The organism is Streptomyces hygroscopicus, assembly GCF_026168105.1.
Classification (GTDB): domain Bacteria; phylum Actinomycetota; class Actinomycetes; order Streptomycetales; family Streptomycetaceae; genus Streptomyces; species Streptomyces hygroscopicus_D.
Map to the genome: position 1 here is coordinate 1 of NZ_LBMW01000002.1, position 15,331 is coordinate 15,331.

A 15,331-nucleotide genomic window follows, 5' to 3' on the forward strand; every position below is an offset into this window, starting at 1 on the left:
GTATCCCGCTCAAGGAGTACGCCTCCTGGCTGGACGAGGGCGCACTGTTCAAGGGCCAGTGGGGCCTCAAGCAGGCGCGCACGGGCGAGGGACCGACCTACGAGGAACTGGTCGACACCGAGGGCCGGCCCCGGCTGCGCGGCCTGCTCGACAGGCTCCAGACCGACAACCTCCTCGAAGCGGCCGTCGTCTACGGCTACTTCCCCTGCGTGTCCAAGGACGACGACATGATCATCCTGGACGAACAGGGCAACGAGCGCACCCGGTTCACCTTCCCGCGCCAGCGCCGGGGCCGCCGGCTGTGCCTGGCCGACTTCTTCCGCCCCGAGGAGTCGGGCGAGACGGACGTCGTCGGCTTCCAGGTCGTCACCGTCGGTTCCCGGATCGGCGAGGAGACCGGGCGCCTCTTCGAGTCGAACTCCTACCGCGACTACCTCGAACTGCACGGCCTGTCCGTGCAACTGGCGGAGGCGCTCGCCGAGTACTGGCACGCGCGCGTCCGCTCGGAGCTGGGCTTCGCCGGTGAGGACCCGGCCGACATCGAAGACATGTTCGCCCTGAAGTACCGCGGCGCCCGCTTCTCGCTCGGCTACGGCGCCTGTCCCGACCTGGAGGACCGCGCCAAGATCGCCCGCCTGCTCGAGCCGGAGCGGATCGGCGTCCACCTCTCCGAGGAGTTCCAGCTCCACCCGGAGCAGTCCACCGACGCCATCGTGATCCACCACCCCGAGGCCAAGTACTTCAACGCCCGCTAGCGCACCGTCACGACCTACGTCGGCGGCCGCGCCCGCACCCGAGGTGCCGGGCCGCGGGCGCCGGGGATGCTGGTCCGCGACACGGCCGTACGGGCACACGACCCGGCCGTGCGGGGGCGTGCCCCGGTACGCCCGGCCCGGAGGCGGCGTCCTGGTTCGCTCGCACCCGGACCCCTCCCCATACGCCGTCCCGACTCGGCCCGTGCGCCCGCGGCACGGGGCACCTGCGTATCGAGAGGCACTTCGTCCGCGAGCGTCGTACACTGGTCGGTCCACCGCAGGCCGGTTCCCTCCGTGGGAACCGGCCTGGTCGTCCCCAGAAGGAGGTACGCCGGATGACCACGACGGTCCCCGCGCTCGGAACCCGTACGGCCGAAGGCTCCGCCCTGCAGGCCGTGCTCCTGGACATGGACGGCACCCTCGTGGACACCGAGGGTTTCTGGTGGGACGTCGAGGTGGACGTCTTCGCCGGCCTCGGCCACACGCTCGACGAGTCGTGGCGCCATGTGGTGGTCGGCGGCCCCATGACGCGCAGTGCGGGCTTCCTGATCGAGGCCACCGGCGCCGACATCACCCTCGACGAGCTCACCGTGCTGCTCAACGACGGGTTCGAGGACCGTATCGACCGAAGACTCCCCCTGATGCCGGGAGCCGCCCGGCTGTTGGCCGAGCTGGCGGCACACGAGATTCCCACCGCCCTCGTCTCCGCGTCGCACCGGCGCATCATCGACCGCATCCTGGCCTCGGTAGGGCCCAATTACTTCGCGCTGACCGTCGCGGGCGACGAGGTCGAGCGCACCAAGCCGTTCCCGGACCCGTATCTGCTGGCGGCAGGGGGCCTGGACGCGGATCCCACCCGGTGCGCGGTCATCGAGGACACGGCGACCGGCGTCGCGGCCGCCGAGGCCGCGGGCTGCCGGGTGGTCGCCGTCCCCTCCGTCGCCCCGATCGCACCTGCCGCGGGCCGCACCGTCGTGACCTCACTCGAAGAGGTCGACCTGCCATTTCTGCAGCGATTGATGACGGAAATGCGGTAGACGTTCACCGAGCGTGCAGTTCGAATGGGCGGAATACCGCGAGCCGTTCGAACGAATAAATAAATACCAAGTCGGCCCGATGAATTCCGGTAGCTTCTGCCCGAGTTGAGAGTGTGACGTTCGCCACCGGCATGGGGGTCGACAAGGGGCCCGGCGTGTGCTGTTCCACCCCATTCGGGTGGCCTCTGCGCGCCCTTGTGTCCCGATTGGTGAGACACTGCACTAATCCTTCCCCCGACCGGTCTTTCGGTGCGTCCACAGCTGGTTTCGCAGCGTGATGGGAACTCAACTCCGGTTGTTGTCAGCGCTCCTGTGGGCGCGGACTAATCTCATCGCGAGAACATCACCCCACCCCCGTGATCCGCCGCACCACCCTTGCATGCCGGATACACGGACCCAACAGCTCTGGAGAAACTCGAGCATGAACCGCAAGACTTTGGTGCTGCCGGCCGTCGCCGGTCTGCTCACCCCTGTCCTCGCTGCCTGCGGAGGGTCCACCACTGGGGGCAAGAGTGGTAACGCCATCGTCGTCGGCACAACCGACCGGTTCACCGCCTCCGGTGACGCCCCCGCGCCGCTCGACCCGGCGTACGCGTACGACGTGGGCTCCTGGAACATCCTGCGGCAGACCGTGCAGACGCTGATGGTCCAGCCCCGCGGCGACGGCACGCCCGAGCCCGAGGCCGCCGAGAGCTGCGGCTTCACCGACACCGGCAACGAGCGCTACGCCTGCAAGCTGCGCAAGGACCTGAAGTTCTCCAACGGGGACCCGGTGACCGCGGCCGATGTGAAGTACTCCATCGACCGTGCGCGTGCCCTCAAGGCCGACAGCGGTGTCTTCGCCCTGCTCTCCACCGTCGACACCGTCGAGACGCAGGGTGACAACGAAGTCATCTTCCACCTCAAGACCGCCGATGCCACCTTCCCCTTCAAGCTGTCGACGCCGGTCGCCGGCATCATCAACCCCAAGGACTACGAGAAGGGCAAGCTCCGCGACGGCTTCCAGGTCGACGGCTCCGGCCCGTACACGATGCAGGCCGAGGTCAAGAACAACGAGCTGGTCAAGGCCACCTTCGCCAAGAACCCCAACTACAAGGGGCTGCTGACGCCGAAGAACGACCAGGTGCAGCTGGAGTCGTTCGCGGACTCCAACGCCATGAGCGCCGCGCTCGACAAGGGCGACATCGACGTCATGACCCGCACGATGGCGCCGGACCAGATCCGCCAGCTCCAGAACAAGACCAACAGCAACGTCAACCTGGTGGAGATGCCGGGCCTCGAGATCCGCTACCTGGCCTTCAACACCGACGCCCCGACGGTGAAGACCAAGGCCGTCCGCCAGGCCATGGCCCAGCTCATCGACCGCGCCGCACTGGTCGCCAAGGTGTACGGCACCCAGGCCCAGCCGCTGTACTCGCTCGTCCCGGCCACCATCACCGGCCACTCCAACTCGTTCTTCAACAAGTACGGCGACCCCAGCCTGTCCAAGGCCCGGGCGCTGCTCTCCAAGGCGAACATCACCACCCCGGTGAAGCTGACGCTGCACTACACGACCGACCACTACGGCTCGGCCACCGCCAAGGAGTTCGAGGTGCTCAAGCAGCAGCTCAACGACAGCGGGCTGTTCGACGTCAGCGTCGAGGGCTCCCCCTGGGACAAGTTCCGCCCGGCGGAGAAGAAGGGACAGTACGACGTCTACGGGATGGGCTGGTTCCCCGACTTCCCGGACGCCGACAACTACCTCGCGCCGTTCCTCGACACGGACAACACCCTCGGCTCGCCGTACACCAACGCCGAGATCCGCAACGCCCTGATCCCGCAGTCCCGTCGGCAGGCCGACCGCCTCACCGCGTCCAAGAGCCTCACCGACATTCAGGACATAGTCGCCGAGGATGTGCCGATCCTCCCGCTGTGGCAGGGCAAGCAGTACGTCGCCACCCGCGACGACATCACGGGCAGCGAGTACGCCATGAACTCCTCCTCCACGCTCCAGCTGTGGGAGCTGGGCCGCGGCGTGGGCGGCTGACCGGCCACCGCGCAGGTCTGTCCCACAAGGTTCTGAAGGGCCACTCCGCAGGTCCCACGAGGTTCTGAACGGCCACCGCGCAGGTCTCGAACGGCCACCGCGAGGCCCCCGGGCACCCGGCCCGGGGGCCTTGGCCGCGTTCGCGGTAGGATCCGGAGGCTCCCGCACGCCCCGGGCACGCGGAGTCCGGGGCCAACGAGAACCGAAGACAAGGCACATGCACGTGAACATGCGCACCCAGTGGCCGGTCCTGTCCGTCGCGACGGGGCTGGCCGCAGGCCTGCTCACCGGATGCGGCGGCCCGACGGGCGACTCCTCGGGCACCGGCTCCTCCGTGGTGATGGGGATGTCCGACGACGTCCTGGCCACCGACCCCGCCTCCGGCTACGACCCGGGATCGTGGCTGCTGTTCGACAACGTCTTCCAAACCCTGCTGAGCTTCCCCAAGGGCGGTACGGAACCCGCGCCGGAAGCCGCCAGGGAGTGCAAGTTCACGGACACGCAGACGATGGCGTACGCGTGCACCCTCAAGGACGGACTGAAGTTCAGCAACGGTGACCCGCTCACTTCGAAGGACGTCAAGTTCTCCTTCGACCGCATGCTGAAGATCAACGACTCGGCCGGCCCCGCGATCATGTTCCCCATGCTGGGCTCGGTCGAGACACCCGACGCGAAGACCGTCGTCTTCAGGCTGAAGTACGCCGATGCCACCTTCCCCAGCAAGATAGCCTCCGGCGCCGGCTCGATCGTCGACCACAAGGCCTACCCGGAAGACGCGTTGCGCAAGGACGGCCAGGCGGTCGGCTCCGGCCCCTACAAGCTGGACTCCTTCACCAAGGACCAGGCCGTCTTCTCCGTCAACCCCAACTACCAGGGCACCGCCAAGGTACGCAACTCCGGCGTCACCCTGAAGCTCTTCCACGGCGACCAGTCCGCCCTGAAGAACGCCCTCCTCAATCACCAGGTCGACCTGGCCTACCGCGGTCTCGCCGCCGCCGACATCGCCGACATCGACAACAACGCCTCCACCGGCAAGGGCATCGAGGTCGTCGAGGGCTCCAGCGCCGAAGTACAGCACCTGGTCTTCAACATGGCCGACCCCGTCACGGGCAAGCTCGGAGTCCGCAAGGCCATCGCCTACCTCCTCGACCGTGACGCCCTGGTCAACAAGGTGTACGAGAACACGGCGACTCCGCTGTACTCGATCATCCCGGCAGGCATCACCGCCCACGACACCGCCTTCTTCGACACCTACGGCGCCCGCCCCTCCAGGATCAAGGCGGCGGCCGCGCTGCGCGCCGACGGCATCACCGGCAAGGTGAAGCTGACCCTGTGGTCCACCCCTTCGCGCTACGGACCCGCCACCGACGAGGAGTTCAAGGCGATCGCCCAGCAGCTCAATGACAGCGGGCTGTTCGACGCCGGCGTCAAGTCCGTCGCCTTCGACCAGTACGAGAAGGACATCGCGGCGGGCAAGTACGGCGTGTACGTGAAGGGCTGGGTCCCCGACTACCCGGACCCCGACAACTTCACCGCCCCGTTCTTCGGCAAGGGCAACGTGCTGGACAACCACTACATCAACAGCACGATCACGGGCGAACTCATCCCGAAGACGGCCGCCGAGAGCGACCGCTCCTCGACCGACAAGGAGTACGGCAAGCTCCAGGACATCGTCGCCCAGGACGTGCCGATGATCCCGGTCTGGCAGGCCAAGCAGTACGCGCTGCGCCGGGACAACGTCTACGGGCTCGAGTACTGCCTCGACGCCTCGACGGTGTTCCGGTTCTGGGAGATCACCAAGGACTGACCAGGGCCGTACGCACGGAAGGCTCCCCCTCGGAGAAGGGGGAGCCTTCCGTGCACCAGGGGTCGCGGCAGTCGCTGCGGGGCGCAGGAGTTCCTGCGGGTCGCAAGGGCTACTGCGCGCCCGGGCGCACCAGCCCGCTCTCGTATGCGTACACCGCCGCCTGCACCCGGTCCCGCAGCCGCAGCTTCGTCAGGACATGACCGACGTGCGTCTTGACCGTGGTCTCGCTGACGAACAGATCGGCGGCGATCTCGGCGTTGGACAGCCCGCGCGCCACCAGCTTCAGCACCTCCACCTCACGTTCGGTGAGCGTGTTCAGCGTGTCCGGAACCGGCTCCTCCCCGGACGGCAGGTGCCCCGCGTACTTGTCGAGCAGTCGGCGCGTGATGCTCGGAGCGAGCATCGCCTCGCCCCCCGCGACCACCCGGATCGCCTGCACCAGCTCGTTCGCCGGAGCGTCCTTGAGGAGGAAGCCGCTGGCACCGGCGCGCAGTGCCTCCACCACATACTCGTCGAGGTCGAAGGTGGTCAGCACGAGCACCTTGGCCGGACCGTCCCGGCCGGGCCCCGTGATCTGCCGGGTCGCCTCCACGCCGTCCATCCGGGGCATACGGATGTCCATCAGAACCACATCGGGCTGCAGGGCACGCACCTGGTCCAGTGCCTGGAGGCCGTCTCCGGCCTCGCCGACGACCGCGATGTCCTGCTCCGCCTCCAGGATCATCCGGAAGCCCGTGCGCAGCAGCGGCTGGTCGTCGACCAGTAGGACGCGGATGGCCACGTAAGTCTCCTTCGCTAGTCCGGCCCCATTCTGCCCTGCTCGTCGCCGCCCGATTCGGGCGCCCTGACCGGCACCGGCCCGCCCGATCGAACCGGCAGCGGATACGGCGGGGGAGTGCCGCCGAATTCCGGACAGACCGCCCGGTGGTCGCACCAGCCGCACAGCTTGGTGGGGCGCGGCCGCCAGTCGCCCGTCTCGGTCGCCAGCCGGATCGCCTCCCACAGCGCCAGCAACTTCCGCTCGACGCGCTCGAGATCGGCGAGCACCGGGTCGTACGTCAGCACATCGCCGCTGCCGAGATACACGAGCTGGAGCCGCCGCGGGACGACCCCCTTCAGCCGCCACACCACCAGGGCGTAGAACTTCATCTGGAACAGTGCGCCCTCGGCGTACTCCGGCCGGGGTGCCCTGCCCGTCTTGTAGTCGACGATCCGCACCTCGCCCGTGGGCGCCACATCGACCCGGTCGATGATCCCGCGCAGCTTCAGCCCCGACTCCAGCACCGCCTCCACGAACAGCTCCCGCTCGGCGGGCTCCAGGCGGGCCGGGTCCTCCAGGGTGAACCAGCGCTCGACGAGCTGCTCCGCCTCACCGAGCCAGCGCGCCAGCCGCTCACCGTCCGGATCGTCCGCGAACAGCTCCACGATCTCAGGTCTGCTCTCCCGCAGCCGGTCCCACTGGCCGGGGATGAGGGACTTGGCCCGGGGCGCGGTCCGCTCCACCGCGGGCACGTCGAAGAGCCGCTCCAGCACCGCATGCACCAGCGTGCCCCGGGTCGCCGCCTCACTCGGCTTCTCCGGCAGCTTGTCGATCACCCGGAAGCGGTACAGCAGCGGGCACTGCATGAAGTCACCGGCGCGCGAGGGCGACAGCGACTCCGGAGGCGCGGCGGCCACGGCGGACGGCACGGCGGCACCGTCGGAGCTGGTTTCCATGACCACAGACCATACGGCCCGACACTGACAGTGACCCAGTCGCGGCCCGGCCCCCGCGGTGCGGCGGTGTGCCGGGCGACGGAGGGGCGAACGGACGGGAGAACGGAGGGGGTGCCGGGGCGGAACACGACGCGACGGCCGCATACCATCGACTCCAGACCCTGCCACCCGGCACGACCGGGCCCCGGCAGACGCTTCGAACGAGGGGACATCGTGGACGAGAGCGGCGGGAGCGGACAGCCGCGCTCCGGCAACGACGGGGCGACCGACCGCGAAACGAAGGCCCCCGAGGCACGACCCGATCGGAACCGGACCCCTACCACGCCCCACGCGACGGAGCCGGAGGGCACCGTGACGCCTCCCGACGAGCCGGGTGAGGAAGCGGACCGCCCGTTGGTACCCCGCGCGGAGGAGAAGGAATCCGCAGCGCCCCACGCGGAGCCCGCGGACTCCGTGCCGCCGCGCGACGCGGCAGAGAAGGCGCAGGGGTCGGCGGCCTCCCCCGAGAACGACAAGCCCACGACGGCTCCCGGGAAGCAGACGGCCCCCGAGGAGCGAACGGCCGCTGGAGAGCGAACGGCTCCCGGGAAACGAACGCCCCCCGGAGAGCGAACGCCCCCCGGAGAGCGAACGCCCCCCGGAGAGCGAACGCCCCCCGGAGAGCGAACGCCCCCCGGAGAGCGAACTTCCCCTGGAGAGCGGACGGTCGGCGGCGAGCAGCCGCCGAGTGCGTCACCCCACGACCCCGCCGACACCCCGCCGGCCGGCCGGCCCGCCGTCACCGCCCCGGAGCGCAGCCATGCCCACGCCCGTGCCGGTGTCCGGGGAAGGCCCCCGCAGCGGCCCAGAGAGCCCGGCGGCGGGATCCTCATGGGGCGCCCCTTCGGGGTTCCCGTCTACGTCGCCCCCAGCTGGTTCCTCGTCGCCGCTCTGATCACCTGGGTGTTCGGCGGCCAGCTCGACCGCGTACTGCCCGGACTCGGCCTCACCCGCTACCTCGTCTCCCTCTTCTTCGCCGTCGCCTTCTACGCCTCCGTCCTCATCCACGAGCTCGCCCACACCGTCGTCGCCCTCCGCTACCAGCTGCCGGTGCGCCGCATCCAGCTCCAGTTCTTCGGCGGCGTGTCCGAAATCGAGAAGGAGGCCGAAACCCCCGGCCGGGAGTTCCTCCTCGCCTTCGTCGGCCCCCTGCTCTCCCTCGTCCTTGCCGGCGTCTTCTACCTCGCCCTCCAGCCCGTGGAACCCGGTACCGTCACCGGAGTCCTGCTGGCCGGCCTGATGATCTCCAACCTCATCGTGGCCGCCTTCAACCTGCTCCCCGGCCTGCCCCTCGACGGCGGGCGTATGCTCCGCGCCGTCGTCTGGAAGATCACCGGCAGGCCGATGAGCGGCACCGTCGCAGCAGCCTGGGTCGGCCGCGCCCTCGCCGTCAGCGTCCTGATCGGCCTCCCCCTGCTCACCCAGTCCGGCGCACTCGGCGCCACCGCCGAGGACAGCGTCGGCGTGGACACCGTCACCGACGCCCTGCTGGCCGCCATCCTCGCCGCGATCATCTGGACCGGCGCCGGCAACAGCCTGCGCATGGCCCGCCTGCGCGAACACCTCCCCGAACTGCGCGCCCGCACCCTCACCCGCCGCGCGGTCCCCGTCGAGACCGACACCCCGCTCTCCGAAGCCCTCCGCCGCGCCAACGACGCCGGCGCCCGCGCCCTCGTCGTCGTCGACCCCCACGGCGAACCCCTCTCCCTCGTCCGTGAGGCGGCCATCGTCGGCGTACCGGAACACCGCCGTCCCTGGGTCGCCGTCAGCGGCCTCGCCCAGGAACTCACCGACGGCATGCGCGTCTCCGCGGAACTCGCCGGCGAGGACCTCCTCGACGTCCTGCGCGCCACCCCGGCGACCGAGTACCTCGTCGTGGAGGAAACCGGCGAGATCTACGGAGTCCTGTCCGCCGCGGACGTGGAACGGGCCTTCGTGAAGGCCATGGCCCGCCCCAGCTGAACCACGGGCCGCCCCGGCCGGGCCCACGCCCCGGGCACGTGGTCGGCGGCCCCTCCGGCGACCGGTAGGCTGGTCACATGTCCGAACCGACCGGTGCCGCCCGCCGTCGCGGGCCCTTCAAGGTCGGGGACCAGGTACAGCTGACCGATCCCAAGGGCCGCCACTACACGTTCACGCTCGAAGCGGGGAAGAATTTCCACACCCACAAGGGTTCCTTCCCCCACGACGAACTGATCGGCGCACCCGAGGGCAGCGTTGTCCGCACCACCGGGAACGTCGCCTACCTCGCGTTGCGCCCCCTGCTCCCCGACTACGTCCTGTCCATGCCCCGCGGGGCAGCCGTCGTCTACCCCAAGGACGCGGGGCAGATCCTCGCCTTCGCCGACATCTTCCCCGGCGCACGCGTCGTGGAGGCCGGCGTCGGCTCAGGCTCGCTCAGCAGCTTCCTGCTGCGCGCCATCGGCGACCAGGGCATGCTCCACAGCTACGAACGCCGCGCCGACTTCGCCGAGATCGCCCAGCAGAACGTGGAACGCTACTTCGGCGGCCCCCACCCCGCCTGGCAACTCACCGTCGGCGACCTCCAGGACAACCTGAGCGACACCGACGTCGACCGCGTCATCCTCGACATGCTCGCCCCCTGGGAATGCCTCGAAGCCGTCTCCAAGGCACTCGTCCCCGGCGGCATCCTCTGCTGCTACGTGGCCACCACCACCCAGCTCGCCCGGACCGTCGAGTCCATCCGCGAGATCGGCTGCTTCAACGAGCCGACCGCCTGGGAGACGATGATCCGCAACTGGCACATCGAAGGCCTCGCCGTCCGCCCCGACCACCGGATGATCGGCCATACGGGCTTCCTCCTCACCGCCCGCCGCCTCGCCGACGGAGTCGAGCCGCCCATGCGCCGCCGCCGCCCCGCCAAGGGCGCCTACGGCGAGGACTACGCCGGCCCCAACCCCGACGGAGGCGCCGGCCGCTGACGCCGCCCCGCGCCCCCGCCAACGCATGAGCGCCGTGGCCCAGTTCCCGGAGACATTCCGGGAACTGGGCCACGGCGCTCATGCGTTGGCACACCGTCCCCCCACCGGACCCTGACGCGCCGCCAGAAGTACGCACCCGCCGTTCCCCTGCACTGTGACGTGTGGCACGATGCGGGACACCGCCACCGGCACAGCTCTCACAGGAGACACTTCTCGCGTGCAGCACCCCGCCGCCCCGGAACTCGCTCACACCACCCCCCGGCCCATCCACTGGGTCGCCACGGCCACCGCCGTCTCCGGCGCCATCGCCCTGGCCTCCGTGCTGCACCCCGCCTCCGCGACGGCGGCCCAGCCCCAGGCCGAGACGAAGTCGGCCCCCGCAGCCCCGGCACCCCCCGACCCGGCCAAGGCCGACTTCCCCCTCGACTGCGGCCCCACCAAGATCCTCATCGTGAAACAGGCCACCGGCGACCTCGACGGCGACGGCCGGCCCGAGACCGTCGCCGTCGTCCACTGCGACGCGAGCATGGGCACCCCACCCGACGGGGTCTACGTCCTCACCCGGACCGCCGACGCCCCCCGGCCCCGCGTCGTCGCCACCCTCGTCAACCCCAAGGACCGCCTCACCGTCACCGACTTCACCGTCCGCGACGCCTCCGTCACCGCCACGCTGCTCGGCTACTCCTCGGCCGACGTACCCAGTTGCTGCCCGGACGTGAAGAGCGCCGTCAAATGGCAGTGGAAGGGGGGCGCGTTCATCCGCTCCACACCCTCCGGCGCACAGACCATGTGACCCCACGCTTCCACACCCGCCCCCGGGCGCACCACCAGTCCGTGGACGCACCGCCTCAGGGCGCAACCCCGATGTGAGAAACCAGACAGCACATGACCTGCAGTGGTCGTACGATCACTCCGCGTCCGGCCCGTAGACCTCCACCCTGTCCGAAACGCGACGTACGTGGATGCACTCACCCGGACACTCCCGCGCCGAGTCCACCACATCCGTGAGAAGCGGCAGCGGTACGGGCGTTGCCGCCCCACTGGCCTGCAAAAGCTCCTCGTCCGGCCCCTTCACATAGGCCAGACCGTCGATGTCCAGCTCGAAGATCTCAGGCGCGTACTGGGCACAGATGCCGTCGCCGGTACACAGATCCTGGTCGATCCAGACCTCCAGCGCCTCGCCGCCGACTCCGGCCTGCTGCACGGTCATCTCCCCTGCCGATCGCTGCGCAGAGCGGCCCGGGAATCCGGCCAGCTCTGACGGGTGTTGAACACCCCGACCCTACCTTCGGCCGCTTTCCAATCATGTTCGGTGGGTATTCCCCTGGCGTGAGGGAGAGCGCAAGGGTGAAGATCGGACACACCTCGACAGTCTTTGTGATCTAGGGGTTTCAATCGACACCCACCCAGGTAGGGTCTGGAAGCGTCCAGCTCCCCTTGGAGGAGGTGAGGACCGTGGCAGCCCACGACGACGACATGAACCGCGGCATCCGCCCGGGACGAGGGTCCGAAGACCCGGCCGGGCAGATCGCCTACCTTGAGCAGGAGATCGCCGTCCTGCGACGCAAGCTCGCCGACTCTCCGCGACACACGAGGATTCTCGAAGAGCGGATCGTCGAGCTGCAGACCAACCTGGCCGGCGTATCCGCGCAGAACGAGCGGCTCGCCAACACGCTCCGTGAGGCCCGCGACCAGATCGTGGCCCTCAAGGAAGAGGTCGACCGGCTCGCACAGCCACCAGCCGGCTTCGGTGTCTTCCTGCAGGCGAACGAGGACGGCACGGCCGACATCTTCACCGGAGGCCGCAAACTCCGGGTGAACGTCAGCCCCAGCGTGGAACTCGACGAGCTCCGCCGCGGCCAGGAAGTGATGCTCAACGAGGCGCTCAACGTGGTCGAGGCCATGGAATTCGAGCGGGTCGGGGACATCGTCACCCTCAAGGAAGTCCTCGAGGACGGCGAGCGCGCCCTCGTGCTCGGGCACACCGACGAGGAACGGGTGGTACGGCTCGCCGAGCCGCTGCTGGACGTCACCATCCGCCCCGGCGACGCCCTCCTGCTCGAGCCCCGCTCCGGCTACGTCTACGAAGTCGTACCGAAGAGCGAAGTCGAGGAACTCGTCCTCGAAGAGGTACCCGACATCGGCTACGACCAGATCGGCGGCCTCGGTAACCAGATCGAAGCCATCCGCGACGCGGTCGAGCTCCCGTACCTCTACCCCGACCTGTTCAAGGAGCACGAACTGCGGCCGCCCAAGGGCGTCCTGCTGTACGGGCCCCCCGGATGCGGAAAGACGCTCATCGCCAAGGCCGTGGCCAACTCCCTGGCCAAGAAGGTCGCCGAAGTCACCGGCCAGGCCGCGGGCAAGAGTTTCTTCCTCAACATCAAGGGCCCCGAGCTGCTGAACAAGTACGTCGGCGAGACCGAGCGGCAGATCCGCCTCGTCTTCCAGCGCGCCCGTGAGAAGGCCAGCGAGGGCACCCCCGTCATCGTCTTCTTCGACGAGATGGAATCCCTCTTCCGCACCCGCGGCTCCGGCGTCAGTTCGGACGTGGAGAACACCATCGTCCCCCAGCTGCTCGCCGAGATCGACGGCGTGGAAGGCCTGCAGAACGTCGTGGTCATCGGCGCCTCCAACCGCGAGGACATGATCGACCCCGCGATCCTGCGGCCCGGCCGCCTCGACGTGAAGATCAAGATCGAACGTCCGGACGCCGAAGCGGCCAAGGACATCTTCGGCAAGTACCTCACGGAAAGGCTCCCGCTGCACGGCGACGACGTCAGCGAGCACGGAGGCGACAAGTCGGCAACCGTCCACGGCATGATCCAGACCGCCGTGGAACAGATGTACGCCGAATCCGACGAGAACCGCTTCCTCGAGGTCACCTACGCCAACGGCGACAAGGAAGTCCTCTACTTCAAGGACTTCAACTCCGGCGCCATGATCGAAAACATCGTCGGCCGCGCCAAGAAGATGGCGATCAAGGACTTTCTCGAACACAGCCAGAAGGGCCTCAGGGTCTCCCACCTCCTCCAGGCGTGCGTGGACGAGTTCAAGGAGAACGAGGACCTGCCCAACACCACCAACCCGGACGACTGGGCCAGGATCTCCGGAAAGAAGGGTGAACGGATCGTCTACATCCGCACCCTCATCACCGGAAAACAGGGCGCAGACACCGGACGCTCCATCGACACGGTGGCGAACACCGGTCAGTACCTGTAAAAGGCGGGGCGGCTGCGGGTGCCCTCACCGGGTACCCGCAGCCGCCCGCTTTTCAGGCCACGGCTGGAGCACAGCAATGACGCAAATGATCTCCCCACCAGCGCAAAGGCGTTCTAGGCTCTTTCGTACCGCCGCGTCGCGCCGTGCGGGGACGGGCACCGCACGCGCACCGGAGCACCAGCGGTATCTGAGCGCCGCCCCCGACCGAGGGCGCCGCCGGGCAAGGAGGGCCGCATGACCGTACGGCGAGTAATGGGCATCGAGACGGAGTACGGCATCTCCGTCCCCGGCCACCCCAACGCCAATGCCATGCTCACCTCGTCCCAGATCGTCAACGCCTACGCGGCGGCGATGCACCGGGCCCGCCGGGCCCGCTGGGACTTCGAGGAGGAGAACCCGCTGCGCGACGCGCGAGGCTTCGACCTCGCCCGCGAGGCCGCCGACGCCAGCCAGCTCACCGACGAGGACATCGGACTCGCCAACGTGATCCTCACCAACGGCGCGCGGCTCTACGTCGACCACGCACACCCCGAGTACAGCGCGCCCGAGGTCACCAACCCGCGCGACGCCGTCCTCTGGGACAAGGCCGGCGAGCGGATCATGGCCGAGGCCGCGGAACGGGCCGCCCAGCTCCCCGGCGCCCAGCCGATCCACCTCTACAAGAACAACACCGACAACAAGGGCGCCTCCTACGGCACGCACGAGAACTACCTGATGAAGCGGGAGACTCCCTTCTCGGACATCGTGCGCCACCTCACGCCCTTCTTCGTCTCCCGCCAGGTCTTCGCCGGAGCGGGCCGGGTCGGCATCGGCCAGGACGGGCACGAACACGGCTTCCAGCTCAGCCAGCGCGCCGACTACTTCGAGGTCGAAGTGGGCCTCGAGACGACGCTCAAGCGCCCCATCATCAACACCCGGGACGAGCCGCACGCCGACGCCGAGAAATACCGGCGACTGCACGTCATCATCGGTGACGCAAATCTGTCCGAAATCTCGACCTACCTGAAGCTGGGCACCACCGCCCTCGTCCTCTCCATGATCGAGGACGGCTTCATCGCCGTCGACCTCGCCGTCGACCAGCCCGTACGCACCCTCCACCAGGTCTCCCACGACCCCACCCTCAAGCGACTCGTCACCCTCCGCAGCGGCCGGACACTCACCGCCGTCCAGCTCCAGATGGAGTACTACGAGCTGTCACGCAAATACGTGGAGGAACGGTACGGGGCGGATGCCGACGAACAGACGAAGGATGTCCTGTCCCGCTGGGAAGACACCCTCAACCGCCTCGAGAACGACCCCATGAGCCTCGCCGGCGAACTGGACTGGGTCGCCAAGCGAGAGCTCATGGAGGGCTACCGGCGCCGTGACGGCCTCGACTGGGACGCCGCCCGGCTCCACCTCGTCGACCTCCAGTACGCCGACGTACGCGCCGAGAAGGGCCTCTACAACCGTCTGGTGGCCCGCGGACGCATGAAGCGGCTCCTGGACGAGACCGACGTCGAGCGGGCCCGCACCAAGCCGCCGGAGGACACACGCGCCTACTTCCGCGGCCGCTGCCTCGAGCAGTACGCCGACGACGTCGCCGCCGCATCCTGGGACTCGGTCATCTTCGACCTCCCCGGCCGCGACTCGCTCCAGCGCGTCCCAACCCTGGAACCGCTTCGCGGAACGCGTAATCACGTCAAGGAGCTCCTGGACCGCTGCCGCACGGCGGAGGACCTGGTCAGGGTCCTGTCCGGCGGCTGAGCGGGCACAGGGCCGTCCCGGCGGACGGGGTGGAAAACCCG

Annotated in this window: 12 protein-coding genes; 9 read left to right on the forward strand and 3 right to left on the reverse strand. The window is 69.0% G+C overall.

Features of this window, described 5'->3' with window-relative positions; all coding sequences use genetic code 11:
* From AAW14_RS02325 to AAW14_RS02340, 4 genes are all read left to right on the forward strand, one after another.
* The coding region (locus AAW14_RS02325; protein WP_322741004.1) for a vitamin B12 dependent-methionine synthase activation domain-containing protein at nucleotides 1-755 on the forward strand (755 nt) is incomplete at its 5' end.
* Nucleotides 756-1,090: 335 nt separating this feature from the next.
* Nucleotides 1,091-1,792, forward strand: a complete 702-nt coding sequence (locus AAW14_RS02330; protein ID WP_265559289.1) for an HAD family hydrolase — start codon at nucleotides 1,091-1,093, stop codon at nucleotides 1,790-1,792.
* A gap of 421 nt (nucleotides 1,793-2,213) precedes the next feature.
* Nucleotides 2,214-3,818, forward strand: a complete 1,605-nt coding sequence (locus tag AAW14_RS02335; RefSeq protein WP_265559291.1) for an ABC transporter substrate-binding protein — start codon at nucleotides 2,214-2,216, stop codon at nucleotides 3,816-3,818.
* Between the two features lie 223 nt (nucleotides 3,819-4,041).
* Complete coding sequence (locus AAW14_RS02340) at nucleotides 4,042-5,625, forward strand: ABC transporter substrate-binding protein (protein WP_265559860.1); 1,584 nt, start codon at nucleotides 4,042-4,044, stop codon at nucleotides 5,623-5,625.
* A 109-nt stretch (nucleotides 5,626-5,734) separates the two neighbouring features.
* Here the strand turns inward: AAW14_RS02340 and AAW14_RS02345 are convergent, their stop codons facing one another.
* Complete coding sequence (locus AAW14_RS02345; protein ID WP_265559293.1) at nucleotides 5,735-6,406, reverse strand: response regulator; 672 nt, start codon at nucleotides 6,404-6,406, stop codon at nucleotides 5,735-5,737.
* A 14-nt stretch (nucleotides 6,407-6,420) separates the two neighbouring features.
* Entirely contained in the window at nucleotides 6,421-7,341 is a 921-nt protein-coding gene (locus AAW14_RS02350; RefSeq protein WP_265559295.1) for a PD-(D/E)XK nuclease family protein, read from the reverse strand.
* A 213-nt stretch (nucleotides 7,342-7,554) separates the two neighbouring features.
* Between AAW14_RS02350 and AAW14_RS02355 the strand changes: the two genes are divergently transcribed.
* The 3 genes from AAW14_RS02355 (at nucleotide 7,555) to AAW14_RS02365 (ending at nucleotide 11,115) form a co-directional block, all read left to right on the forward strand.
* Nucleotides 7,555-9,342: a site-2 protease family protein gene (locus AAW14_RS02355; RefSeq protein WP_265559297.1), complete on the forward strand. Its 1,788-nt coding sequence runs from the start codon at nucleotides 7,555-7,557 to the stop codon at nucleotides 9,340-9,342.
* A gap of 77 nt (nucleotides 9,343-9,419) precedes the next feature.
* Nucleotides 9,420-10,322: a tRNA (adenine-N1)-methyltransferase gene (locus tag AAW14_RS02360; protein WP_265559299.1), complete on the forward strand. Its 903-nt coding sequence runs from the start codon at nucleotides 9,420-9,422 to the stop codon at nucleotides 10,320-10,322.
* 217 nt (nucleotides 10,323-10,539) lie between these two features.
* Nucleotides 10,540-11,115, forward strand: coding sequence for a hypothetical protein (locus AAW14_RS02365; RefSeq protein WP_265559301.1), 576 nt, complete (start codon nucleotides 10,540-10,542; stop codon nucleotides 11,113-11,115).
* 114 nt (nucleotides 11,116-11,229) lie between these two features.
* Here AAW14_RS02365 and AAW14_RS02370 read toward each other — a convergent pair whose 3' ends face one another.
* On the reverse strand, nucleotides 11,230-11,532 hold the full coding sequence (locus tag AAW14_RS02370; protein WP_265559303.1) for a ferredoxin: 303 nt from the start codon (nucleotides 11,530-11,532) through the stop codon (nucleotides 11,230-11,232).
* A gap of 245 nt (nucleotides 11,533-11,777) precedes the next feature.
* Here AAW14_RS02370 and arc point away from each other — a divergent pair, with 245 nt between their 5' ends.
* Nucleotides 11,778-13,544, forward strand: a complete 1,767-nt coding sequence (arc, locus tag AAW14_RS02375) for a proteasome ATPase (RefSeq protein ID WP_265559305.1) — start codon at nucleotides 11,778-11,780, stop codon at nucleotides 13,542-13,544.
* A 234-nt stretch (nucleotides 13,545-13,778) separates the two neighbouring features.
* A complete protein-coding gene (gene dop / locus AAW14_RS02380; protein WP_416223239.1) occupies nucleotides 13,779-15,290 on the forward strand; it encodes a depupylase/deamidase Dop in 1,512 nt (503 codons plus the stop codon).
* Nucleotides 15,291-15,331: the final 41 nt, after the last annotated feature.